The sequence below is a fragment of the Pacificispira sp. HM-600 genome, assembly GCF_977993705.1.
On sequence record NZ_OZ388079.1, the window covers coordinates 35,518 to 58,947 of the forward strand.

The following is a 23,430-nucleotide window of genomic DNA, read 5'->3' on the forward strand; positions in this document are numbered from 1 at the left end:
CGAACTCGAGTCGGACCGGGTCAGCCAGTGATCCATAGTCCGCATCCGACCAGGACCTCATCCAAATCTCGGTAGTGTCTGTCGCGCCGGGAGCATGCTTATCCAGGAGCGCACCGATCCGCACCGAATCCGTCGCTTCGAATTCATACTCCATGCGTCGGTCCCCAATCTGTCAGCGAAACCCTCCTAAGCCCTACCCGCAAGATCGTCCGAGGTCGCTACGGGGCGACAAGCTTCAGGGGGCTGGTCTCCGCAGGAACATCCCACTGCTCAACACCAGGACCGTTGCGGTCCCACTTCGTGAAGCGGACGTAGGTGGTTCGGAAGTCTTCGCTTACCGGCCGAAGCTTCCTCGCCAACAACGAGGCGAACGCATGATCGTGGGTTGTAACGATCAGCTGGCGATGAGGAAGGATCTTGCGAAGTAAGTCAACGAGGCCGAGAAGATGCACGTCGTCCAGGTTCTGGAGAGGATCATCGAGTATCAATGACTTCACGTGAGTAGGCGCGAAGCCAAGGTTGAACGAGAGGAACAAGGAGACGGCAAGCGCATTTGCTTGCGATGTAGATAGCGTCTCTCCGGGCTCCGTGACATCAACCTGAACCTCATCGTCACGCAACATAGGAGTGAGACGGTGCTTCCCACCAAACTGACGTGTGGCAATCTCAACCGATCGGAACGTTGGATGGGGGTCGATTGCTGCGTAGAACTGACGCAGGAGAGGCTTCAACTGCTTCAGACGGTCGGCAACAAACGTCTCCGCGTCTGACTTCACTGCATCAAGAAGTGCGGTAGCGACGTCATTTGTGTGCCGCCGATCGGCAATGTCTTGCTCCTTGGAAGCCAAAGAGTTGCGGAGTGCCTTGGACTCGATTTCGATTCGATCACGTCGTGTCTTCGATGAGTCCAGTGAAGCGGCTGCATCGAACTCGCGCCCTGCCTCCAATGTCCGCGCGATCTGAGACTTCCGCCTCGCTACACGATCTAGTTCAGATGCGAGTCGTTGGATTTCGTTGCCTGCCTCTGCTGACGCGTCAGGCACCTCATCAGAGAAGCTGGCAAGAACCTCCTGTATTCGCCTCTCTCGATGCTCCTTCGCCGCTTGTGCTGATGCGCGTTGTTCGAGCATGGCGCGGTGCTGATCTGAGACAGTCTTGAGTCGCAGGGACAGTTCACCCAGTCGCTTCTCTGTGACTTGGAGATTTGTTCGTTGTAGTTCAGCGCCTTCTCGGAGAGCTGCATTCTCTGTTTCGTTGGCGATGGTTTCGAGGCGACGACGATACGCTTCCGGATCGACTTCTTGGCCGCAGGCTGCGCAGCTATCTGCCACGTGACGGAGCAGGATCGACGCCATACTTGCGAGTTCTTCACGAATAGAGGTTGCCTGTCTACGCGCCGCGTCTGCTTCTCCAACTTCGACGCGAAGTAGCTGGATGTCGCGCTCGACCTGTTCCTTCTGAGCCGTCAGATCAGCGACTTGACGTTCGAGTTCGATGACCTCAGCTTCGTCCGGACCTTCGGGAAGCGGCACGCTCAGCTCCGCCTGTGCCGCGAGCAAGGCGGCTTCATCCTGCTCGATTGTGCTTCGCTCCTGGTTGAGGGCAGCACGCAACTTCGTCAGTGTGCTTTCACTCAGTTCCCAATCTTGGGCGTCCTGGATCGCGACGAGCCCGAGTGCCGCAACGTCGCTGCTCCATGTCTGCCATCGAGCGGTCACCTCGGCCGTATTTGCTTTGGTGATCTCGGTTTCAAGCGCAGACAAAGATGCTGCTAGGTCTTCGACCTTTGCGCGATCACCTTCGAGCGCCGAGTCAGCGTGGTTGACCGCGCGAACCCATGCTCGCTTGTGCGATTGGAGTTCATCCGCAAATTCTCGTAGACGCCCGGCACCCACCATGCTTGCGACCGCATCGAACCGCTCTGTGTCCTGACGTCCGGTCAGGAACTCGCGCAGCGACTCTTGCCTCAGGTAGATCGAGTCCACGAACGACTGTGCCAGTGTGGCGAAGTCTTCGTTGGTATCGGTGCCCGCGAGATTTTGGCGGAGCCAGACCTCCGCATCCGCGCCACGAAGTGACGCATCGTTAACCCGCACTCGAAGTGGAGCGCGCAGTTTCTTGGCGTCGGTCTCGCCCGGGTTTTCCAACGACCTCGTGATGACAACATCGTCACCGTTGAAGTCGGTTCGCAGCTCAACCGTCGTGGTTCCTGACTTGCTGTAGAGGTTTCGGGGTCCCTGGGAGCCGGTGGTCTCGCCCGAGATCGCCCATGAAATCGCGTTGCAGATCGTCGTCTTGCCGTAACCATTCGCGCCAACGACGATCACCACGTCCGCGTCGAGGTCGATGTCGACCTCGCCCGAGACTCCGCCGAACCCTGCGATGGAAACTCCGGTGACTCTCATAGTGCATCCGTCCCTGCCCGCTGGGTGGTGATCAATCGTTCGTGGAGCGCTTCAAGCGGAGGCTCGCCTGCCTCGTAGGCAGCGATGACCACGTCGAGGTGCGCATTGCTGCTAAGTACCCCCGCAACGCGCGATGGGAGCGTGGCCAAGGGGTCGGCCCTCCCCGGCGTGGTGTCGAGATCAAGATCGAGAATCGGCGCCAGTGTGCGCCTAACCTGTGGTGTCAACTCAAGCGGATCGAAGACACGACTTGGTAGATCGTCCGCTGTCAGGACCAACTTGCGTACACGTCGCGTGTCAGATCGTATGGCGCTCAGCTCGGCAGCCAGTTCCTCCGGAACGCCGTCCATCGCGACGAGGATGAGGTACCCATCCCAAGACTTCGGGTCTGTCGCAATTACGTTCGCACCTAGGAAATCGACCACGTGATCTTGTGCCGTACCCCATCCGGCGACGAGCTCTTCGACCGACTCAAATGCCCACACCGCGATCACCGAGTACTCGTCTTCGAATGCCATCGAGCCGGAAGGCCAGGATCGGTGGCGAGCGCTGTCTACGCGGACGATCTCAGACTCTGCAAGCAGCCTTGTGATCTCCGTGAGGAGTAATTCGTTCGTTACAACCGCGTCGGTCATCGTCGTAGCTCCTCAACCGCTGACTGCAGGTCAGTCGCGGGCCGTCCTAGGTAATCGTCTGCGAAGATCGGGTGGACGGTGTCGGCGCCCCTAATGAGGTCGCCTGACGTGTCCTCCCGAACAAGGTCATCAACACTTGGCGTTCGCGTGTTTCTGGCTCCAGCCACGATGACAAGATTTGTTCGTTGCTGAGGCGCCAGGCTATTGTTTCGCTCACGAATCTTGGTGCTGATGGCGCTCCACGCGATGGTGCCTCCGCCATGCGCAAGCCCAAAGACGAGCGTTGAACCGCCATCGGTCTTGACCGTGAGGCGGCCATGCTCATCCAGGTCCAGGGAACTCGTTGCGAGCGCTGCTGATAAGTGGTCCGTTGCTACCAGGAGGTGCGCGATCTGCCTTTGGTTCGCGGCGTCCCCTTCTCCGGCATAGGGGTGCGGGCCCAGTAGCCAGGTGGCTCTAGCGCGGCCGAGGTCGAGCAGCGTGATCTCTTGGATAGGTGTTGCGACATCTTCCGACCGGCGCAACGCCATTTCGGGGTCATCGTCCGCCATTTGGCTATGTGCGTCACGGACTCTTTGCAACTGTTCGAGAACTACTCTTTGGGCGAGTCTCGACATGAAGTCGCCCCAGTAGAGGTCAACAGTGCCGGTGAGGTTTGCGCTCAATGCTTCGTGGAACTTCGAGTCTTGATTGCGGTCGACCAGATAGTAGGAGGATTGTGCTTTTGCGGCGAGGTTGCTGACGCTCTCAGTGAGAACATTGGCGGGACTGCCCAGTCCGACAAAGACCACGACCGGAGCTGACAGGTTTGCCGCTGCGATCACGCTCTCCCATTCTGCAGCCCAGTCTGTATCGAGCGCGCTCTTTCTGAGTACCCAGGTCTCCTCTGGCTGATTGACGCTTCGGTGTAGGTGCACCACGGAATGTGAAGCAAGGTTCGCGTGTTCGTCAGGACCTTCCACGAATGTGATGTTCGTGCTGTTGCCCAGGGCGGTTACGGCGTGTTGGAAGGCCAAGTCGTAGTTCAGAGTGATCACATGTCGAATCGCGCCTTCGATGAGCAAGGCGGCAGCTATGAGGTGCCCCGAATTTGGAGCGGCCGTCCGCCAAGCGTCCTTCGGTAGGCGACTCGTCAGTTCAGCTTGCGATCCGTACTTGTCGTACAGCAGATCAGCTAGAACCGAGAGGTCGTCGGGATCTGTGCACTCTCCGTCGTTCAGAACGCCATCTGCAACAAGTCGCCGGTGGGCTTCGCGGGAGTAATGCGCACCACTCGCAAAGCCGGTCGGCTTCTCCATCGAGACCCCGGCACCAACAACGAGTACCACGCGGCTGCCTGCTGCGTCTGTGATGCGTTGAAGGATCTCCGCGGGGAAAGCTGCCGGTTCCGTCGACTGGCTCTGGTCGGCTTCTGGCAACACGTCCTCCTCATCGGTGAGAGCTTTCACGTCTACCGATGAGGTCAGCCGTGGTGATCACATGACCCCCACTCTACTAACTCCACCTCCTCAAGCCGAAGAAGCTCGGCGAGCCTCGTGAGGGCGTCTGCCTCGCGGCCGGATCAGGCCGCTCTCCTCGACCACTGCGTTCCGGACCGTTTTCTCGTCGACGCCAAGCCGTTCAGCGACCTCCCGTAGCGTGAGACCTTCTGCGTATAAAGAAGCAGCACGAGCGCGGCCGGCAAGACTGAGCCCAGACGTCCTGAGCCGCGCTCCCTCCTTGGTGACGAGCGCGGGGACTGTCCCGCGATGTACTGCATACTTCGCGGCGATCATCCGAACTGGCATCCCCGCTTCATAGTCCGCGACCAACTCGGCCCGCCGTCCCGGGGCCAACCGTGTTTGAGACTTCGCCGGATTTTTCGCGACTACGCCTCGCGAATCGTGCCTCTCCGGGGTTCGACTCCGCGGTCCACGTCGCTCAGGCCCCTTGAGAACACGGCGAATCAGCGTTTTGAGTACCGGCCTTGTGTTTGAGAATCGCTTGGGAAGGCCCTGGAATCCGCCGCACACATCGACACCGTCGTCCTCGACAAGACCGGCACCCTGACCAAGGGCGAACCCGAGGTCACCGACTACCTGCCGATCGGGATGGATGACATCGAGCTGTTGTCATTGGCCGCCGCCGCGGAACGCGAGTCCGAGCATCCCCTGGCCAAGGCGGTCGTCGCCTACGCCGACGCGCGCAACGTTCCTCGCCGCACGGCCAGCGCGTTCCGCAACGTTACCGGGCTCGGAGCGGTGGCGACCGTGGACGGACGCCGCGTCGTGATGGGCAACGCCCGGCTGATGGCCGAGGAGGGAATCGACATCAGCTCCATCTCTGCGGCGCAGAACGACCTGGCAGCCACCGGCCGCACGGCGATCGCCTTTGCCGTCGACGGCAAAGCAGCCGGGGTGATCGCACTGGCCGACGCGCCCCGAGAAACCGCCGCGGCAGCGATCGCCGCCCTGCACGAGTCCGGGATCGAGGTCGTGATGCTCACCGGCGACAACGAGCCCACCGCCAAGCGCATCGCCTCCCTGCTGGGCATCGACACCGTCATCGCCGAGGTCCTCCCGGAGGACAAGTCCGCCAAGATCGCCGAATTGCAACGCTCGGGCAAGAAGGTCGCGATGGTCGGCGATGGCGTCAACGACGCCCCCGCCCTAGCTCAGGCCGACCTCGGTATTGCGATCGGCGCCGGGACGGATGTCGCGATCGAGACCGCCGACGTGGTGCTGATGCGCTCCGACCCGCTGGATGTCGCGATCGCGCTGCGCATCGGCAAGGGCACCGTGCGCAAGATGCGGCAGAACCTCGGCTGGGCCATCGGCTATAACGTCATCGCCCTGCCCATCGCTGCGGGCGTGTTCTTCCCCCCGTTCGGCATCATGCTCAGCCCGGAGATCGCCGCGATCTCGATGTCCGGCTCGAGCGTGATCGTCGCCGTCAACGCCCTGCTGCTGAAGCGACTCCACCTTCCCGCCCCCGCCGCGCCCGCGGCGGTGAGCAGTCCCGAGCCGGCGCCCGTTCCCAGCAGCACCCGATAAACGCTACCCATCACCATTCGACATGACACAGATAGCGAAGAACTCATGAGCACACACTCAGCCCCCAGGGGCGCCGATCCGGTTCTGGATCCGGCCCAGCTGGAGCGCATCAATGCCTGGTGGCGGGCCGCAAACTATCTCTCGGTCGGCCAGATCTACCTGATGGACAACCCGCTGCTGCGGGAACCCTTGCTGCCGGAGCACATCAAGCCCAGGCTGCTCGGGCACTGGGGCACAACGCCGGGGTTGAACTTCATATACGCCCACCTGAACCGGGCCATCATGGAGCGCGATCTGGACACGATCTACGTCATGGGTCCCGGTCACGGTGGCCCCGGCCCAGTCGCGTCGGCCTGGCTGGAGGGTACCTACACCGAAACGTATCCGGACATCACCCAGGATGGGGAGGGGATGCGCCGGCTGTTCCGGCAGTTCTCCTTCCCGGGGGGCATCCCCAGCCACGTCGCGCCCGAGACGCCCGGGTCGATCCACGAGGGTGGTGAGCTGGGCTACGCCCTCTCGCACGCCTACGGCGCGGCGTTCGACAACCCGGACCTGATCGTCGCCGCGGTGGTCGGCGACGGCGAGGCGGAGACCGGCCCGCTGGCGGCGAGTTGGCAGTCCAACAAGTTCGTCAACCCCGCTCGTGACGGGACGGTGCTGCCGATCCTGCACCTGAACGGGTACAAGATCGCCAACCCCACGGTGCTGGCGCGGATCAGCCCGGAAGAGCTTGATCACCTGCTGCGCGGCTACGGGCACACCCCGTTCTATGTCGAGGGCGACGACCCGGCGCGGATGCACCAGGACTTCGCCCGCGCCCTGGACGCCTGCCTCGACGATATCCGCGAGATCAAGGACCGGGCGCGCGGGGGAGACACCGAACGGCCGCGCTGGCCGATGATCGTCCTGCGCTCCCCGAAGGGGTGGACCGGGCCGATGGAGGTGGACGGCAAGCAGGTCGAAGGCACCTGGCGCTCGCACCAGGTGCCGTTCGCCCAAGCGCGGGAGAACGATGAGCACCGCGCCATCCTCGAGCAGTGGCTGCGCAGCTACCGTCCCGAGGAGCTCTTCGACGAGACAGGCGCACCCGTTCCAGCGGTGAGGGCGTTGCATCCGTCTGGCAGCCGCCGGATGAGCGCCAACCCGCACAGCAACGGCGGCGGCCTGCTGAAAGACCTGCGGATGCCTGACTTCCGGGACTACGCCGTCCCAGTCGACACACCCGGAACAGCCACGGGGGAGTCCACCCGTGCTCTCGGAACCCTGCTGCGCGACGTCATGGTCGGAAACATGGACAACTTTCGGGTGTTCTCACCCGACGAAAACAACTCCAACCGGCTCGACGCCGTGCTCGAGGTCACCAACCGCGCCTGGAACGCGGCCACCGTCCCCGGAGATGACCACCTTGCCGTTGACGGGCGGGTGATGGAGATCCTCTCCGAGCACACCATCCAGGGCTGGCTCGAGGGCTACCTGCTCACTGGACGGCACGGGTTCTTCTCCTGCTACGAGGCATTCGTCCACATCATCGACTCGATGTTCAACCAGCACGCCAAGTGGCTGACCACCACCAACGACATCCCCTGGCGCCGCCCGATCGCCTCCCTGAACTACCTGCTCACCTCCCACGTGTGGCGGCAGGATCACAACGGCTTCTCCCACCAAGACCCGGGCTTCATCGACCACGTCGTCAACAAGAAAGCCGACGTCATCCGGGTGTACCTGCCGCCGGACGCCAACACCCTGCTGTCGGTCGCCGACCACTGCCTCCGCAGCCGCCAGTACGTCAACGTCATCGTCGCCGGCAAGCAGCCCCAGCTGCAGTTCCTCGACATGGAGCAGGCGATCGAGCACTGCACCAAGGGCATCGGCATCTGGGACTGGGCCAGCAGCGACGACGGGCAGGCACCCGATGTCGTCATGGCCTGCGCCGGCGACGTGCCCACCCTGGAGACCCTCGCCGCGGTCACGATCCTCAAGACGCACTTCCCCGACCTGCGCATCCGGGTGGTCAACGTCGTCGACCTGATGCGCCTGCAGGACGACCGAGCGCACCCGCACGGGCTCTCCGACGCGCAGTTCGACGCCCTCTTCACCAGCGACACGCCCGTGATCTTCGCCTACCACGGCTACCCCACGCTCATCCACCGGCTCACCTACCGGCGGGCGGGCCACGGCAACCTGCACGTCCACGGCTACCAGGAGGAGGGCACCACTACCACCCCCTTCAACATGTGCGTGCTCAACGAGCTCGACCGGTACCACCTGGCCATCGACGTCATCGACAGGGTGCCCCGGCTGCGCGACGTGTCCGGGCACGTCCGCGATGAGCTGCGCAACGCCCTCATCCGGCACAGCACCTACATCCGCGAGCACGGCGAAGACCTCCCCGAGATCCGCGACTGGACCTGGTCGGCGGGCACCGTCCCGCCGGTTCGAGTCGGCGAGTCCCAATGAGCAGGGCGCCAACCCACCCCGACGCTCACCAGCTCGAGGCGGCCTACGAGGCGGTCCTGTTCGACATGGACGGTGTGGTCACCGACACCGCCACCATTCACGCCGCCGCCTGGCAACAACTCTTCGACGAGGTCCTCCAGGACCCCCGCGCCGACGGCGCGGACCTGCGGCCGTTCGATCCGCTTGAGGACTATCGCAAGTACGTCGATGGCCGCAACCGCGAGGACGGAGTCGCGGCATTCCTGGCCGCCCGCGGAATCAAGCTCGACCCCGGACGGCGCGGGGACTCACCCGAAGGGTGGACGATCGCGGGACTCGCCGAACTCAAGAACGACCTGTTCCTGGCCGAACTCGCCTCGCGAGGACTGCGCAGCTATCCGGGCACAACGGACCTGCTGGCCCGGCTTCGCGCCGGCGGTATCCCGGTCGGTCTGGTCACAGCGAGTCGCAACGCCCACCGGATGCTGGCTGCGGCGGGCTTGGCTGGCATGTTCGACGTGGTCGTGGACGGGCAGATCGCCGCCGATCAGCAACTGCCCGGCAAGCCCGATCCGGCGATGTTCCTCGAGGCCGCCCGCCGCCTGGGAGTTCAGCCGCTGCGCGCCGTGGTCGTGGAGGACGCGATCTCCGGGGTCCGGGCCGCCCATGAGGGCGGATTCGGTCTGGTTGTCGGGATTGTCCGTGAAGGGCGTCGGGAGGCCCTCGAGGCGGCCGGAGCCGACGTCGTCCTGAACGACGTCGGCGAGCTGGACCTCGGTGCCACGTCCACCGACCCGTGGACCCTCACCTACTACGGTTTCGACCCGGCCCATGAGGGGCATCGGGAGGTGCTGACAGCACTGGGGAACGGATACCTGGTCAGTCGCGGCTCCCGCCCCGAGCACCGCGACGACGGAACGCACTACCCGGGGACCTATCTGGCCGGCGTCTACAACCGCCTCACCAGCAGCATCCACGGCCGGAGCATGGAGGAGGAGCATCTGGTCAACACGCCAGACTGGCTTCCTCTGGACATCCGAGTCGCCGCCGGACCGTGGTGGTCCAGCGGTCGAGTCGCTGTCCGCGATGAGCGACGGGACGTGAGCCTGCGCGCGGGGACCTCCACCCGGCACGTGACCCTCCTCGGTGCCGACGGAGCGGAGCTGAGCGTCGTGCAGCGGTCCTTCGTCTCGATGGACGACCGGCATCTGGCCGTGCAGGAGACCACGGTCACCGCGGCCGGGTGGAGTGGTACGGTCACGCTCCGCGCCGGCCTCGACGCCGGTGTCGGCAACAGGAACGTCGCCGGGTATGCCGGGTCGGACAATACACACCTCGGACCCCCGACGTTCAGGCAGGCCGGGGACATCCTTCTCTGCGAGGTGCGGACCAGGCACAGCGAGATCGACATCGCGTCGGCCATCCACCTTCGACTCGAGGGAGCCGACGGAGAATGGCAGGACCCGAGCACCCGGGCAGGACGTCGGTACACCAGGGACATCGAGGTGGCGCTGGTGGATGGGGTACCCGCGACCCTCACCAAGACGGCCGCGATCTTCACCTCGCGCGACCCTGCGATCGCCTCGCCAGCGGCCGCCGCTCTCGATCGGCTTCACGAGCACGCCCGCGGCACCCGCGGCCTGGCGGACCGCCACCAGGCCGCCTGGGAGCGGCTCTGGCGGCGCTTCCCCGTGACCATCGAAGCCGACCCGCGCAGCCAACTCGTTCTCAACCTTCACATCTTCCACCTCATGCAGACGCTCTCCCTCCACACCTCGACTTTGGACGCCGGCGTGCCGGCCCGGGGTCTGCACGGAGAGGGATACCGCGGGCACGTGTTCTGGGACGAGCTCTTCGTCCTTCCCGTGCTCGGCCTTCGGCTGCCGCAGGTCGCCCGCGCGATGCTGCGATACCGATGGCACCGGCTGGAGGCCGCCCGCTCTGCGGCACGGGAGACCGGGATGCCCGGCGCGCTCTTTCCCTGGCAGAGCGGCAGCGACGGACGCGAGGAGACACCGGACCACCTCTACAACCCCCGCTCCCAGCGGTGGATGCCCGACAACTCACACCTCCAACGCCACGTGGGGTTGGCCGTCGCATACAACGCCTGGCAGCACTATCAGGTCACCGGCGACCTCGACTGGCTCGCCGGGCAGGGCGCCGAGCTCATCATCGAAGTCGCCCGGTACTTCTCCGCCTCCGCCGTTCACGATTCCCAGACCGACCGCTTCCACATCGCCGGCGTCATGGGCCCGGACGAATACCACGACGGACACGGGCACGGCGTTCGTGACAACACCTACACGAACGTGATGGCCGCATGGGTGTGCGCCCGCGCCGTCGCCGCCCTCCAGGAGTTAGCCGGCCACCCCCGCGACGATGTCATGGCGCGACTTCAGATCGGGGAGGCCGAGATCGCGCACTGGACGCACGTCAGCCGGCGTCTGGCGATCGCCGTTCACGCCGACGGGATCCTCAGCCAGTTCGACGGGTACGAGGATCTCATCGAACTCGACTGGGCCAGCTACCGGAACCGGTACGGGAATATCGGCCGACTCGACCTCATCCTCGAATCCGAGGACGACAACAGCAATCGGTACAAGCTGGCCAAACAGCCCGACGTCGTCATGCTCGTCTACCTGCTCGGCCAGGACGGACTGAGGCAGCAACTGGCGAGGCTCGGCTACCCCTTCTCCCAAGACGACCTCGTCCGCACCGTGACCTACTACCTCGACCGCACCTCGAACGGCTCCACCCTCAGCCGAGTCGTCAGCGCCTCCGTCCTCGCCGGCCTCGACGAATCCCGGTCGTGGTCCCTGTTCCGCGAGGCACTCATCGCCGACCTGGACGACACCCAAGGGGGCACCACCCGCGAAGGCATCCACCTCGGCGCGATGGCCGGCACCATCGACCTCATCGCTCGATCGTTCGTCGGGCTGAGCTGCGATCCGACCCGGGTCAGCTTCGCACCGCGCCTGCCGCCACGACTGCCGAATATCCGCTTCCAGTTCGCCTACCGGGGGCACCGGATCGACCTTGAACTCGACCACCACACCCTGCGACTGCAGCTGCTGCCCAGCCCAGCACCGCCGATCCGACTCAGAGTCGCCACCGAAGAGGTCTCGCTCGCCGGCGGCGAGTCACACACGTTCGCCCTGGCTCCCGGGCTCCAACCGGCGGAACCCACCGAGAGAGAACCCACCGAGAGAAGGGCACGTCCATGAGCAAGGTCAAAGTCGGCGTCAACGGTTACGGAGTGATCGGCAAGCGCGTCGCGGACACTGTCCTGCTGCAGCCCGACATGGAGCTGGTCGGCATCGCCGACATCGCCACCGACTGGCGCATCAAGTCCGTGCGGGGCCGGATTCCCCTCTTCGCCGCCACGGACGAAGCGCTCACCGCGATGGCGGCGGAAGGGCTGAACGCAGCGGGCGGCCTCGAGGACCTGCTGGCGACATCCGACATCATCATCGACACCACCCCCAAGCACGTCGCCGCGGGCAACCTGCCACGCTACCGAGCGGCCGGGGTGAAGGCCGTCTTCCAGGGCGGCGAATCCCACAAGGTCACCGGACACTCTTTCGTCGCCCAAGCCAACTACGACAGCGCCCTCGGCCGAGACACCACCCGAGTGGTGTCCTGCAACACCACCAGCATCGTCCGGGTACTCGGCGCGCTCGACACCGCCGGGCTACTCCTACGAGCCCGCGGGGTGCTCATCCGACGCGCCACCGACCCGTGGGAATCCCACCTCGGCGGAATCATGAACACGATGGTCCCCGAGCCGACCATCCCCTCCCATCAGGGCCCAGACGCGCAGACCGTGCTGCCCGGCCTCGACCTGGTGACGATCGCCGCCAAGGGCGCCCACACCCAGACGCACAACCACTACTGGACGATCCAACTGACCCGCCAGGCGACGCGGGAAGAAGTGCTTGCCGCGCTGCGCGCCGCCCCCCGAATCGCGTTCATCCGGATGTCCGACGGTCTGGTCGCCCTCAACTCCACGATCGAACTGATGCGCGACCTCGGCCGCCCCCGAGGCGACATGTGGGAGGTGGCGGTGTGGGAGGACCTCGTCACCGTGCAAGGCGACGAACTCTTCCTGACCTACCAGGTCTACAACGAAGCCATCGTCGTGCCAGAAACCATCGACGCGATCCGGGCACTGACCCGGACCGCCCCCGACGCCGCCACCTCGATGCACATCACCGACACCACTCTCGGGATGCTCAAGGACTTCCTGGCTCCCGCCACCCCGAACAGCTGAACTCGAGCATCACCACACGAAGGAGAAAACGATGGCGATGGAATCAATATCAGGACGCTTCAACGGGAAGACTGCTGTGGTCAGCGGCGCGGGATCCGGCATCGGCAGAGCCACCGCGGTGCGGCTCGCGCAGGAAGGCGCCCGCGTGATCGCCACTGACATCAGTGAGCCCCGGCTGCAGCAGCTGAACGCCGAGCTGCCGGCGCTCGGCTTCGTGACGGTGGTTGGCGACGTCAGCTCGCAGGCCACTGTCGACGCCGTCCTGGAGGCGGCGCAGGGACGGGTGGACGCCCTCGCGAACGTGGCCGGGATCATGGATGGATTCCTCCCACCCGCCGAGCTCGTGGACGAGGTCTGGCAACGGGTCATGGACGTGAACGTCACCGCGATCATGCGCCTGACCCGCGCCGTTCTTCCGTCGATGATCCAGGCCGGATACGGCTCGATCGTCAACGTCACCTCGGAGGCGGGCCTGCGTGGATCCGCCGCCGGCACCGCCTACACGACCTCCAAGCACGCCGTCATCGGCTTCACCAAGAGCACCGCATTCTTCTACACCCCCAACGGGGTCCGGTGCAACGCGGTTGCCCCTGGGGGCGTCGCCACCAACATCGAGGCACCGTTCACGTCCCAGTTCGCCGGCGAACGACTCGGACCCTTCATGCAGGTCAATGTGCCTCCGGTCGCCACCTCCGAGGAACTCGCCGCAGCAATCACTTGGCTGCTCAGCGACGACTCGACCAACATCTCCGGTGCCGTGCTTCCCAGCGACGGCGGCTGGATCGCGATCTGACGGCCATGCACACTCCAGCCCACCGCGATGGGGCGGGCACTAAGGCTGCTCTCCTTCGCGTTACAAGTCCACCACCGCGGCCGCGTCATCAATGTGGCGGTCGGTCACGCCGTCTGGCCCATGCGGCTCGGTGCCCGCGATCCGGGGTGCCGAGCGACTACACCGACGAGCTGTTGTCCGCTGGCCAGACCAGCAAGGTGCTCTCCACCGGACCGACCTGCATCCCCCCGACTATCTCGCCGAGCTCGCCAAGCTGCAGGACGGGGCATGCTCATTCGGGGTGATTTGGGCATCTGACACCGCTCTGGGCAAGCTCCACCGGGGATACTCGGTCAAACCCGGCTTAAGCGGCCTCCGTCATCGGTAAGGTGAGAGGGGCGAGGCACGAGCGGAGGGAGGAGCCGATGGCGGAACCTTGGCTGTCTGCCGACGACATCGCGAACCATCTCGGCATCACGAAGGACACCGTGTACGCCTGGATCGCCGACAAGGGGATGCCCGCCCACAAGATCGGGCGGCTCTGGAAGTTCCAGGTCTCCGAGGTCGATGAGTGGGTGCGGCGCAAGGGTGCGTCGGACTCTGACACCCCGGGCTCGACACAAGGGCGGGACTGAGTGCGCATCATCGACAATGTCAACGAGCTGCTCGGTGACGACATGAAGGCAGAGGTCAGGCCAGGCTCCAAGCTGCGCATCGCCGCCTCGACGTTCTCGATCTACGCGTTCGAAGCGCTCAAGCGTGAGCTGTCGCAGATCAAGGAGCTGGAATTCATCTTCACCGCTCCGTCGTTCAACACCGTGAAGGCGACGGACAAGCCCTCGCCGGAGCGTCGTCAGTTCGAGGTGCGGCATGGTCGCGGCTCGGAGTCGACACTGTATGGCTCCGAGTTCGAGATCCGTCTACGGAACAAGCTCACGCAGCGCGCCATCGCGCGCGAGTGCGCCGAGTGGGTGCGCCAAAAGGTCACCTTCCGCTCGAACCGAACGGGTGCCCCGATGCAGCCGCTCGCTGCTGTGGATGATGCGGCGGGGTACTTCCCAATCCAGGGCTTCACGACCGCCGATCTCGGCTACGAGCGCGGGCCGGCGACGTCGAACTACGTCACCAAGTTCGAGGGCACGAGCGAGACTCGCCAGTTCGTGCAGCTCTTCGACCAGATCTGGCACAACTCGGAGCAGCTCGATGACGTGACGCAGACGGTCTATGACCACATCGCGAGCGTCTACGCGGAGAACTCGCCGCAGCGGGTGTACTTCCTGATTCTCTACAACCTCTTCTCCGAGTTCCTCGACGACGTCAACGAGGACGTGCTGCCGAACGACCTGACCGGCTACCAGGACACCGAGATCTGGAACGCGCTCTACAACTTCCAGAAGGACGCCGCGACGGGCGTCATCAACAAGCTGGAGACCTACAACGGCTGCATCCTCGCCGACTCGGTCGGTCTTGGGAAGACGTTCACCGCGCTCGCCGTCATCAAGTACTACGAGCTGCGCAACAAGTCCGTGCTCGTGCTCGCGCCGAAGAAGCTCGCCGAGAACTGGACGAACTACAACGCGAACCTGACAACGAACGTCTTCTCGAAGGATCGCTTCAATTACGACGTGCTGGCCCACACTGACCTTTCGCGCGAGTCGGGGGAGTCACTGGGCATCCCGCTCGACCGGGTGAACTGGGGCAACTACGACCTCGTGGTCATCGACGAGTCCCACAACTTCCGCAACGCGGACTTCACGACCGAGAACGAGACTCGGTACCAGCGCCTCATGCGCAAGGTGATCCGCGAGGGCGTGAAGACGAAGGTGCTGATGCTGTCGGCGACACCCGTGAACAATCGCTTCAACGACCTGCGTAACCAGCTCGCGCTGGCCTACGAGGGAGACTCCGCACAGCTTGCCGCGAAGCTCAATATCTCCACGACGGTGGAGGAGGTCTTCCGTCAGGCGCAGCGCGCCTTCAACGAGTGGTCGGACTTGCCGCCCGAGGATCGCACATCGGAGGCGATCCTGTCCCGCCTGGACTTCGACTTCTTCGAACTGCTCGACTCGGTGACGATCGCGCGCTCGCGCAAGCACATCCAGGCGTTCTACGACACCTCCGACATCGGTGCGTTCCCGGAGCGACAGCCGCCGAAGTCGGTGCACGCGCCGCTGACCGATCTGCCGGACGCTCCGACGTTCAATGAGATCTTCGACCAGCTCCAGTCGCTCACGCTCGCGGTCTACGCGCCGCTCGCCTACGTCTTCCCAAGCCGGACAGAGAAGTACGAGCGGCTCTATGGCAACGTCGGCGGTGGCCGCAACATCGCGGGCGGGTCGGTCGCGAACCTCGGTGCGGCGAACCGCGAAAAAGGCATCCAGAAGCTGATGACCGTCAACCTCCTGAAGCGGTTGGAGAGCAGCGTGGAGGCGTTCCGCCTCACGCTCAACCGTCTGGAGATGACCGTCGCGGAGGCGCTGGAGGCGATCGACAACCACGCCAGCGCGGTCACGGACGTCGCGTCGAGCCTGGCCGACCTGGATGCCGACGACGACGATTTCGAGTTCCCCACGAGCGGCACCGTCGGCAAGAAGGTGCAGATCGACCTTGCCGATATGGATGTCGAGTCGTGGAACCGGGATCTCTCCCACGACGGGCTCGTCATCTCACGACTCCTCGCCTCGGTCGAAGCGATCACCCCCGAGCATGACCTGAAGCTGCGCATCCTCAAGGAGCTGATCGAGGCGAAGTTCGCCGAGCCGATCAACCCTGGCAACCGCAAGGTGCTGATCTTCTCGGCCTTCGCTGACACCGCCTCCTACCTCTACCGGGAGCTCAGTCCTGCGCTGAAACGTCGCGGCTACGAGTCTGCGCTGGTCACCGGCCAGGGCAACCCGAGCACGACGCTCGGCAGAGGCTACGGCTTCCAGCAGACCCTCACCCTGTTCTCCCCGCGCTCGAAGCAGCGCCATCTCGTGATGCCCAAGGAGTCGAACGAAGTCGACGTGCTCATCGGCACGGACTGTATTTCGGAGGGCCAGAACCTCCAGGACTGCGACTACCTCGTCAACTACGACATCCACTGGAACCCGGTCAGGATCATTCAGCGCTTCGGCCGCATCGACCGCATCGGATCGACGAACGAGCGCATCCAGCTCGTGAACTTCTGGCCCGACATCTCCCTCGATGAGTACATCAACCTCAAAGAGCGCGTCGAGAACCGCATGGTCATCGCCGATCTCGCCGCGACCGCCGATGACAACGTGCTCACGCAGGAGTCGAGCGATGCCGCATTCCGCAAGGAGCAGCTCCGCAAGCTCCAGGACGAGGTCATCGAGCTGGAGGACGTGCGTACCGGCATCTCCATCACCGACCTTGGGCTCAACGATTTCCGCATGGACCTGCTCGGGTACATCAAGGAGTATGGCGACCTGGCAGGCACGCCCAAGGGCCTGCACGCCGTCGTGCCGGCCAATCGCGAGAAGGGGCTCAAGCCGGGTGCACTGTTCGCGCTGCGTAACATCAACGCCGACGAGATGCTCCACCGGGGCAACCGCCTGCACCCGCATTACCTCGTCTACCTCGACGACGAGGGCAACCTCATCGCCGACCACACTGAGGTGAAGTACCTGCTCGACCTGATCCGCGCCGGGTGCCGCAACCGCGACGAGCCCGCCTGGGAGGTGTGCCGGGTCTTCAACGCGGCCACCCGCGACGGCGCGGAGATGGGCAAGTACAGCGGTCTGCTCACCGAGGCGATCCGCTCCATGATCGACGTGACGGAGGAACGCGATGTCGATAGCCTCTTCAGCCCCGGCCACACCACCGCGCTCGTGCAGACCATCGCCGGGCTTGACGACTTCGAGCTGATCGCGTTCCTCGCCATCGTCGAGGAGCCTGCCGGTGACTGATGCGCCCCAGACCCCAGCCCTCTACCGCTGGCCCCCGGCCGCGAAGTTCGGCCGCGTGGTGCCGAAGACGAAGTTCTACGAACACGGCAGCGTGCGCACCGTGCTGCGCGAGAAGTTCGTCGGTGACATTCAGCGCATCACTTGGGCCTACAAGCTCGCCGAATCGACGATCCGGCTGAAAGGCACCGAGGCGGTGCCGGAGATCCAGGTCTTCACCGTCGAGACGAAGGGCGGCGATGTCGGCGACGACGTGTTGACCGCCATCGACAAGGCGGTCCACTTCCCGATCCTCTTCGAGGTGTCGAGGGGTGATGAGGTGCGCATGGTCGCGGCCCACAAGACGCTCGGTGGCACGACTCCGAAAGTCGGTGCGTACTTCACGACCGCGTGGCTTCCGCTCGATACCGCCCGCACTCCGCTGCCGACCGCCATCGACCTGTCTGCCCTCTACGAGGCGCTGCTGGCGCCGCTGCTCCCCGTCGCGTCACGCCGCGGCGAGTCCGTGTCGGCTGCCACCCAGAGAATGGAACGGGCGAAGAAGCTCGAACGCGAGATTGCTGCACTGGAGCGCAAGCTCCGCACCGAGCCGCAGCTCAACCGCAAGGTAGAGCTGCGGCGAGTACTGAAGGACCGCCAGGCCGCACTCGCGGCACTGGTATGAGCGCACCAAGAGGAACCAGATGGAAATGCCGGAGAAGCTGGAACTGCAGTCGGTCGACGTCACAAGGAAGAACGTCGAGGCGATTGCGGCCCTCTTCCCGAACGTCGTGAAGGAGGCGCGCGACGAGGACGGTGAACTGATCCACCGCGTCGACTTCGAGGCGCTCCGCCAGGAGCTGGACGACTACGTCGTGGAGGGCAAGGAGGTCTATCAGATCGACTGGCCGGGCAAGCTCGAGGCGGAGTTCCTCTCGAACACCCCCACGGCGAAGACGCTCCGGCCGAATCGCTCGGACTCGGTCGACTTCGACACCACGAGGAACCTCTTCATCGAAGGGGACAACCTCGAGGCGCTGAAGCTCCTCCAGGAGTCGTATCTCGGCAAGGTCCGGCTGATCTACATCGACCCGCCCTACAACACCGGGAGCGACCTCGTTTACCACGATGACTTCGCGTCCTCGAAGCAGGAGTACCTCTGGAAGTCCGGGCAGGTGAACGACACGGGCGAAAAGCTCGTCGCGAACACGAGCGCGAACGGTCGCTTCCACTCCGACTGGCTCAGCATGGTCTACCCGCGCCTCCGGCTCGCAAAGCGGTTCCTTGCGCAGGACGGCGTCATCCTCGTCAGCATCGACGACGCCGAGCAGGCGTCGTTGCGCCGGCTCATGGACGAGGTCTTCGGCGAGCAGAACTTCATCGCACAGCTCGTATGGGAGAAGGGGCGCAAGAACGACGCGAAATTCTTCTCCACCGGGCACGAGTACGTCATGGTCTACGCAAAGTCGCAGTCGTACCTGCGCGAGCAGAAGACGAAGTGGCGAGAGGAGAAGCCGGGCGCGCGGGAGATCTGGGACGAGTACCTCCGTCTCCGCGAGATGCACGGTGCGGACGATTCCGCCATCGAGAAGGATCTCTCGGCCTGGTTCACGGCGTTGCCGCGCACCGACCCGTCGAAGAAGTGGGCGCGCTACAAGCGGGTCGATGCGAACGGCCCGTGGCGTGACCGAGACATCTCTTGGCCGGGTGGGAACGGGCCGACCTACGACGTCGTGAACCCGGCCACAGGTCAGGCGGTGAAAGTACCCGAGGCTGGCTGGCGCTACAGCAGTCCTGACGAAATGAAGCGTCAAATCAAGCTCGGGCTGGTCGCATTTCGCGAGGACGACCCGACCGCATCGCCGTTCCGAAAGGCACATCTGCGTCCCGTCGCGGGTGAGACGGTTGATGTCGAGGACGACGAGGCCGAAGAGACCGAAGACGAGGCGGAGCTCGCGACACAGGTCAGAGGAACGTACTTCTACAAGCAGTCGCAGGTGTCGGTGAAGCACCTTCGGGCACTCATGGGCGCGAAGGTCTTCAACAACCCCAAGGATCATGAGGCGCTGTCACGGCTGTTCGAGTACGTGCTCAATGGTCACGATGGGATCGTCCTCGACTTCTTCGCTGGTTCCGGCACGACCGCCGAGGCCGTCTTCGAACTTTGCGCTCGAACGGGTCTGAACTGTCCGGTCGTACTTGTGCAGCTCCCGGAGTCGCTCGAAGACAATCTGAAGACTGCGACCGGGGCAGCGAAGACCACGATCCAGAACGCGATCCGGCTACTGGAGAAGCTCGGCAAACCGCTGACGATCGCCGAGCTGACCAAGATCCGAATCGCCAATGCTGGCACGGCGATCCTCAATGACCGGAAGCCCTCCAGCTGGAACGGCGACGTCGGTTTCCGAGCCTTCACGATCGACACGAGCAACTACGCGCCGGTGTCGGCGACTCCGGACGGGACCGACCAGACTCAGCTCGCTGGGCTCGTCGAGACCTTCAGGGCCGATCGCACTAGCGAGGACATCCTCTTTGAGGTGCTCATCAGCCACGGGCTCGAACTGTCAGCGCCGGTCACCGTCGAACAGGTCAACGGTCATGAGGCCCTTGTCGTGGACCCGGAGGTCAATGCACTCATCGCGTGCCTGGATGACGCAGTCGATGATGCACTCGTGCGGGAGGTCGCGAAGCGGCAGCCCTTGAAGGCGGTCTTCAAGGACTCCGCGTTCGCATCGGACTCTGCGCGCATCAACGCGAAGCAGATCTTCCAGGAGCTTTCGCGCGACACCGACTTCAAGGTGCTGTGAGCCGATGAAGCTCCAGTTCAAGGTCCAGGAGTATCAGACGGCCGCGGTCGATGCCGTGATCGACTGCTTCCGTGCGGTGCACCGCCAGCCGTATGCCGATGGCGTGAAGTACAAGATCGACCCTGGCAAGGTCGGCGTTACGCCAGCGCCGGACTCGAACGCGGCGTCGATGCTCGCCGGACTCACGCCCGAGCCGCCGAAGGAACTCGGACCCGGTCTTCGCAACACCGAAGTCGTACTGAGCCAGGCGGAGGTACTTGAGAACATCCACGCAGTGCAGGGTCGCACGCGGGGGCTGCCCCTCTCACCTAGCGTCATGACGAGCCCTGCCGCGGGTCTCAACCTCGACGTCGAGATGGAGACCGGCACCGGCAAGACCTACGTCTACACCAAGACGATCATGGAGTTGCACCGGCAGTTCGGCTGGTCGAAGTTCGTCGTCGTCGTCCCGAGCGTCGCCATCCGCGAAGGCGTCAAGAAGTCTTTCGAGATCACCGCTGACCACTTTCTCGCCGAGTATCGGACGCGGGCCCGCGCCTTCGTCTATGACTCCGACCACCTGGAAGACGTCGAGACCTACGCCTCCGACGCGGGCATCCAGGTCATGATCATCAACGCGCAGAACTTCAACCGGGATGCGAAGAGGGCCACCGACGACACCGACCAGAAGGGCAAGGCGTCGGGCCTCAGGATGTTCAAGGTCCTCGACGGCTTCAAGTCTCGCCGTCCGATCGACGTCATCGCAGCGAACCGGCCGATCCTCATCATCGACGAGCCGCAGCGCCTCGGCAGCAACCCGAACCGGCCGAGCGAGACGCTGAAGGCTCTTGGGCGTTTCAACGCACTCTTCGCGCTTCGCTATTCAGCGACCCATGCCATCGAGCACAACAAGGTGCATCGTCTCGATGCTCTCGACGCCTACAACAAGAAGCTCGTCAAGAAGATCGCCGCGCGCGGCATCAGCGTCAAAGGTCTCGCCGGCAGCAGCGCGTACCTCTACGTCGATGGTATGGAGCTCGGTAAGGGCGCCGACTTCCCGAAGGCGCGCGTCGAACTGGAAGTCCAGGCCCGCGGTGGCGGCATCACGCGCAAGACGGTCAAGCTCAAGAAGGGCGACCGGCTGCACGATATCTCCGGCGGTATCGAGGCATACAACGGTCTCGTGGTCGACGACGTCGACGCGATCGCGAACACCGTGACCCTGATCGACGGGCAGGTACTCCAGGCAGGCCAGGTCACCAACGACGTGACCGATGAGCAGAAGCGCCGACTGCAGATCCGGGAAGTCATCCGCGCCCACTTCGACAAGGAACGCCAGCTCTTCGGGCTCGGGATCAAGGCGCTCTCCCTCTTCTTCATCGACGAGGTCGCGAAGTACCGCGACTACGAGCGACCGGACCGAATGGGCGACTACGCGCGCGTGTTCGAGGAAGAGTACGAGGCACTCAAGGCGGAGAAACTCGGCGAACTCGACCTGGACGAATCGTCCGCCCTCTACCGCGCGTTCCTCGAGCGCGACACCGTCGGGGACATCCACAACGGCTATTTCTCCAAGGACAAGAGCGGGCGCTGGATAGACAGCGACAGCTCGGATGCGTCAGACGAGCGGCAGGGCGTCTCGAAGGATGCGGAAGCGTACGACGCGATCCTTCGCGACAAGGAGAAGCTGCTTGATCCGGACTTCCCACTACGGTTCATCTTCAGCCACTCCGCGCTCCGCGAGGGCTGGGACAACCCGAACGTATTCACCCTCGGTTTCCTCAAGAAAGCGACGGCCAGCGATTCCCGTAGGCAGGAAGTTGGACGAGGGCTCCGCCTCGCCGTCGACCAGCACGGTGACCGCGCCGACAATCCCATGACGGTCCACGAGGTTAACGTCCTGACTGTCGTCACCGAGGAGTCATACGTCGATTTCGTCGCAGGATTCCAGAAGGAGACCCTCGGTCTGCTCAGTGCGAGGCCGCGAAGGGCGGAGCCGGAATTCTTCGTCGGCGCGGTGCTCCGCGATGGCGCAGCTGGAACTGAGCACAAGATCTCCGAGGAGGAGTCGAAGCAGCTCCAGCGGTGGCTGCAGAAGCATGACTTCGTCGACCTCGACGACCAGCTCGCGGAGAAGTGGATCGGGAGGGCAAGCCTCCCGGAGATCCCGCCCCTACCCGAGGCGCTCCAGCCGTACTTCTACCAGGTCGCCGAGCTGATCGACTCACTCAACGTGCAGGCGCCTAAGGTCGACGACGGTCGAAAGACGAAGTCGATCCCGAGGAACGAGACGAACTTCTCCAAGCGCGAGTTCCTCGACCTATGGGACCGGATCAACCGGCGCGCCGTCTACCAGGTCAACTTCGACTCGCAGCAGCTGATCGACAACTGTGTCCGTGTCCTGGATACCTCACTGCATGTCGCGCGCCTGCAGTACGTCGTCGTCCAGGGCATCCAGCGTGACGCGATCGAGGTCGAGCATTTGTCGACCGGGGAGAGTTTCAAGGTCTCGCGGACGAAGACCGAGGAGTCGTCGCTGAGCGCGAACTCGACCGTCCCGTATGACCTGCTCGGCGAGATCTCGGAGAAGACGCACCTCACACGGCGAAGCTGCGCCGCGATCCTGTCTGGCATCAAGCCGTCGACCTTCGAGATGTTCCGCCAGAACCCGGAGCAGTTCATCACGGAGGCTTCTCGCCTGATCAACGAACAGAAGATCGCCACGGTCGTGGCCGACATCGAGTACGACATCCTCGACGACCGCTACGACCTGTCCCTCTTCACGGAGGCGCAGACAGGGCAAGATCTTGCGAAGGCGGTGCACACGCCGAACCGGAACGTCTACGAGTACGTCATTGATGACTCCGAGGTCGAGCGCGCATTCGGTGCGGCCCTCGACGTAAGCGAGGAGGTCGTCGTCTATACGAAGCTCCCGCGCGGCTTCAAGATCCCGACCCCGCTCGATGATTACAACCCTGACTGGGCGATCGCCTTCAAACAAGGCGCGGTCAAGCACGTCTATTTCGTCGCCGAGACGAAGGGCTCGCTCTCCTCGCTCGAGCTCCGCCCCGCAGAGAAGGCGAAGATCGATTGCGCCAAGAAGCTCTTCAAGAAGCTCAACGAGGTCGCGGGCACCCCCGGCATCAAGTACGACGTCGTCCGCAGTTACGACGACCTGCTGCAGCTTGTGGGAGCGTAGGCCGG

14 protein-coding genes are annotated in these 23,430 nt (G+C 64.1%); 10 read left to right on the plus strand and 4 right to left on the minus strand.

Going from position 1 to position 23,430, the window contains the following annotated elements; genetic code table 11:
- Positions 1 to 218: 218 nt before the first annotated feature.
- Genes ACXZ1E_RS00215 through ACXZ1E_RS00230 form a run of 4 tightly spaced genes read right to left on the minus strand, consistent with a single transcriptional unit; the run spans position 219 to position 4,827 of the window.
- Positions 219 to 2,405, minus strand: a complete 2,187-nt coding sequence (locus ACXZ1E_RS00215; RefSeq protein WP_458041493.1) for an AAA family ATPase — start codon at positions 2,403 to 2,405, stop codon at positions 219 to 221.
- Positions 2,402 to 3,040 (minus strand): hypothetical protein, encoded by a 639-nt coding sequence (locus tag ACXZ1E_RS00220; RefSeq protein WP_458041494.1) that lies wholly within the window; start codon positions 3,038 to 3,040, stop codon positions 2,402 to 2,404. Before ACXZ1E_RS00220 ends, ACXZ1E_RS00215 begins: the two co-directional genes overlap by 4 nt.
- Positions 3,037 to 4,488: a hypothetical protein gene (locus tag ACXZ1E_RS00225; protein WP_458041495.1), complete on the minus strand. Its 1,452-nt coding sequence runs from the start codon at positions 4,486 to 4,488 to the stop codon at positions 3,037 to 3,039. Before ACXZ1E_RS00225 ends, ACXZ1E_RS00220 begins: the two co-directional genes overlap by 4 nt.
- A 60-nt stretch (positions 4,489 to 4,548) precedes the next feature.
- On the minus strand, positions 4,549 to 4,827 hold the full coding sequence (locus ACXZ1E_RS00230; RefSeq protein ID WP_458041496.1) for a helix-turn-helix domain-containing protein: 279 nt from the start codon (positions 4,825 to 4,827) through the stop codon (positions 4,549 to 4,551).
- Between the two features lie 207 nt (positions 4,828 to 5,034).
- Here ACXZ1E_RS00230 and ACXZ1E_RS00235 point away from each other — a divergent pair, with 207 nt between their 5' ends.
- The 10 genes from ACXZ1E_RS00235 (at position 5,035) to ACXZ1E_RS00280 (ending at position 23,425) form a co-directional block, all read left to right on the plus strand.
- Positions 5,035 to 6,072 carry a heavy metal translocating P-type ATPase gene (locus ACXZ1E_RS00235; protein ID WP_458042965.1) on the plus strand — a complete coding sequence of 346 codons (1,038 nt, stop codon included), beginning with the start codon at positions 5,035 to 5,037 and terminating at the stop codon, positions 6,070 to 6,072.
- Positions 6,073 to 6,117: 45 nt separating this feature from the next.
- Positions 6,118 to 8,532, plus strand: coding sequence for a phosphoketolase family protein (locus ACXZ1E_RS00240; RefSeq protein ID WP_458041497.1), 2,415 nt, complete (start codon positions 6,118 to 6,120; stop codon positions 8,530 to 8,532).
- Positions 8,529 to 11,735, plus strand: coding sequence for a beta-phosphoglucomutase family hydrolase (locus tag ACXZ1E_RS00245; RefSeq protein WP_458041498.1), 3,207 nt, complete (start codon positions 8,529 to 8,531; stop codon positions 11,733 to 11,735). The genes ACXZ1E_RS00240 and ACXZ1E_RS00245 overlap by 4 nt, the downstream gene beginning before the upstream one ends.
- Positions 11,732 to 12,781 carry a type II glyceraldehyde-3-phosphate dehydrogenase gene (locus tag ACXZ1E_RS00250; protein ID WP_458041499.1) on the plus strand — a complete coding sequence of 350 codons (1,050 nt, stop codon included), beginning with the start codon at positions 11,732 to 11,734 and terminating at the stop codon, positions 12,779 to 12,781. The genes ACXZ1E_RS00245 and ACXZ1E_RS00250 overlap by 4 nt, the downstream gene beginning before the upstream one ends.
- A 31-nt stretch (positions 12,782 to 12,812) precedes the next feature.
- Positions 12,813 to 13,574 carry an SDR family NAD(P)-dependent oxidoreductase gene (locus tag ACXZ1E_RS00255; protein ID WP_458352001.1) on the plus strand — a complete coding sequence of 254 codons (762 nt, stop codon included), beginning with the start codon at positions 12,813 to 12,815 and terminating at the stop codon, positions 13,572 to 13,574.
- 404 nt (positions 13,575 to 13,978) lie between these two features.
- Entirely contained in the window at positions 13,979 to 14,188 is a 210-nt protein-coding gene (locus tag ACXZ1E_RS00260; RefSeq protein ID WP_104238857.1) for a helix-turn-helix domain-containing protein, read from the plus strand.
- Complete coding sequence (locus tag ACXZ1E_RS00265; RefSeq protein ID WP_458041500.1) at positions 14,189 to 17,464, plus strand: helicase-related protein; 3,276 nt, start codon at positions 14,189 to 14,191, stop codon at positions 17,462 to 17,464.
- Positions 17,457 to 18,125 carry a DUF4391 domain-containing protein gene (locus ACXZ1E_RS00270; RefSeq protein WP_458041501.1) on the plus strand — a complete coding sequence of 223 codons (669 nt, stop codon included), beginning with the start codon at positions 17,457 to 17,459 and terminating at the stop codon, positions 18,123 to 18,125. Before ACXZ1E_RS00265 ends, ACXZ1E_RS00270 begins: the two co-directional genes overlap by 8 nt.
- A 19-nt stretch (positions 18,126 to 18,144) precedes the next feature.
- Complete coding sequence (locus ACXZ1E_RS00275) at positions 18,145 to 20,247, plus strand: site-specific DNA-methyltransferase (protein ID WP_458041502.1); 2,103 nt, start codon at positions 18,145 to 18,147, stop codon at positions 20,245 to 20,247.
- A gap of 4 nt (positions 20,248 to 20,251) precedes the next feature.
- The gene (locus ACXZ1E_RS00280) at positions 20,252 to 23,425 is read left to right on the plus strand and encodes a restriction endonuclease (protein WP_458041503.1); all 3,174 of its coding nucleotides are present in this window, start codon (positions 20,252 to 20,254) and stop codon (positions 23,423 to 23,425) included.
- Positions 23,426 to 23,430: the final 5 nt, after the last annotated feature.

Excerpts from the sequence above, each read along its gene's own strand:
- ACXZ1E_RS00215 (WP_458041493.1), bottom strand. The coding sequence starts at position 2,405 with ATGAGAGTCACCGGAGTTTCCATCGCAGGGTTCGGCGGAGTCTCGGGC.
- ACXZ1E_RS00220 (WP_458041494.1), bottom strand. The coding sequence starts at position 3,040 with ATGACCGACGCGGTTGTAACGAACGAATTACTCCTCACGGAGATCACA.
- ACXZ1E_RS00230 (WP_458041496.1), bottom strand. The coding sequence starts at position 4,827 with ATGCCAGTTCGGATGATCGCCGCGAAGTATGCAGTACATCGCGGGACA.
- ACXZ1E_RS00240 (WP_458041497.1), top strand. The coding sequence starts at position 6,118 with ATGAGCACACACTCAGCCCCCAGGGGCGCCGATCCGGTTCTGGATCCG.
- ACXZ1E_RS00245 (WP_458041498.1), top strand. The coding sequence starts at position 8,529 with ATGAGCAGGGCGCCAACCCACCCCGACGCTCACCAGCTCGAGGCGGCC.
- ACXZ1E_RS00250 (WP_458041499.1), top strand. The coding sequence starts at position 11,732 with ATGAGCAAGGTCAAAGTCGGCGTCAACGGTTACGGAGTGATCGGCAAG.
- ACXZ1E_RS00255 (WP_458352001.1), top strand. The coding sequence starts at position 12,813 with ATGGCGATGGAATCAATATCAGGACGCTTCAACGGGAAGACTGCTGTG.
- ACXZ1E_RS00260 (WP_104238857.1), top strand. The coding sequence starts at position 13,979 with ATGGCGGAACCTTGGCTGTCTGCCGACGACATCGCGAACCATCTCGGC.
- ACXZ1E_RS00275 (WP_458041502.1), top strand. The coding sequence starts at position 18,145 with ATGGAAATGCCGGAGAAGCTGGAACTGCAGTCGGTCGACGTCACAAGG.
- ACXZ1E_RS00280 (WP_458041503.1), top strand. The coding sequence starts at position 20,252 with ATGAAGCTCCAGTTCAAGGTCCAGGAGTATCAGACGGCCGCGGTCGAT.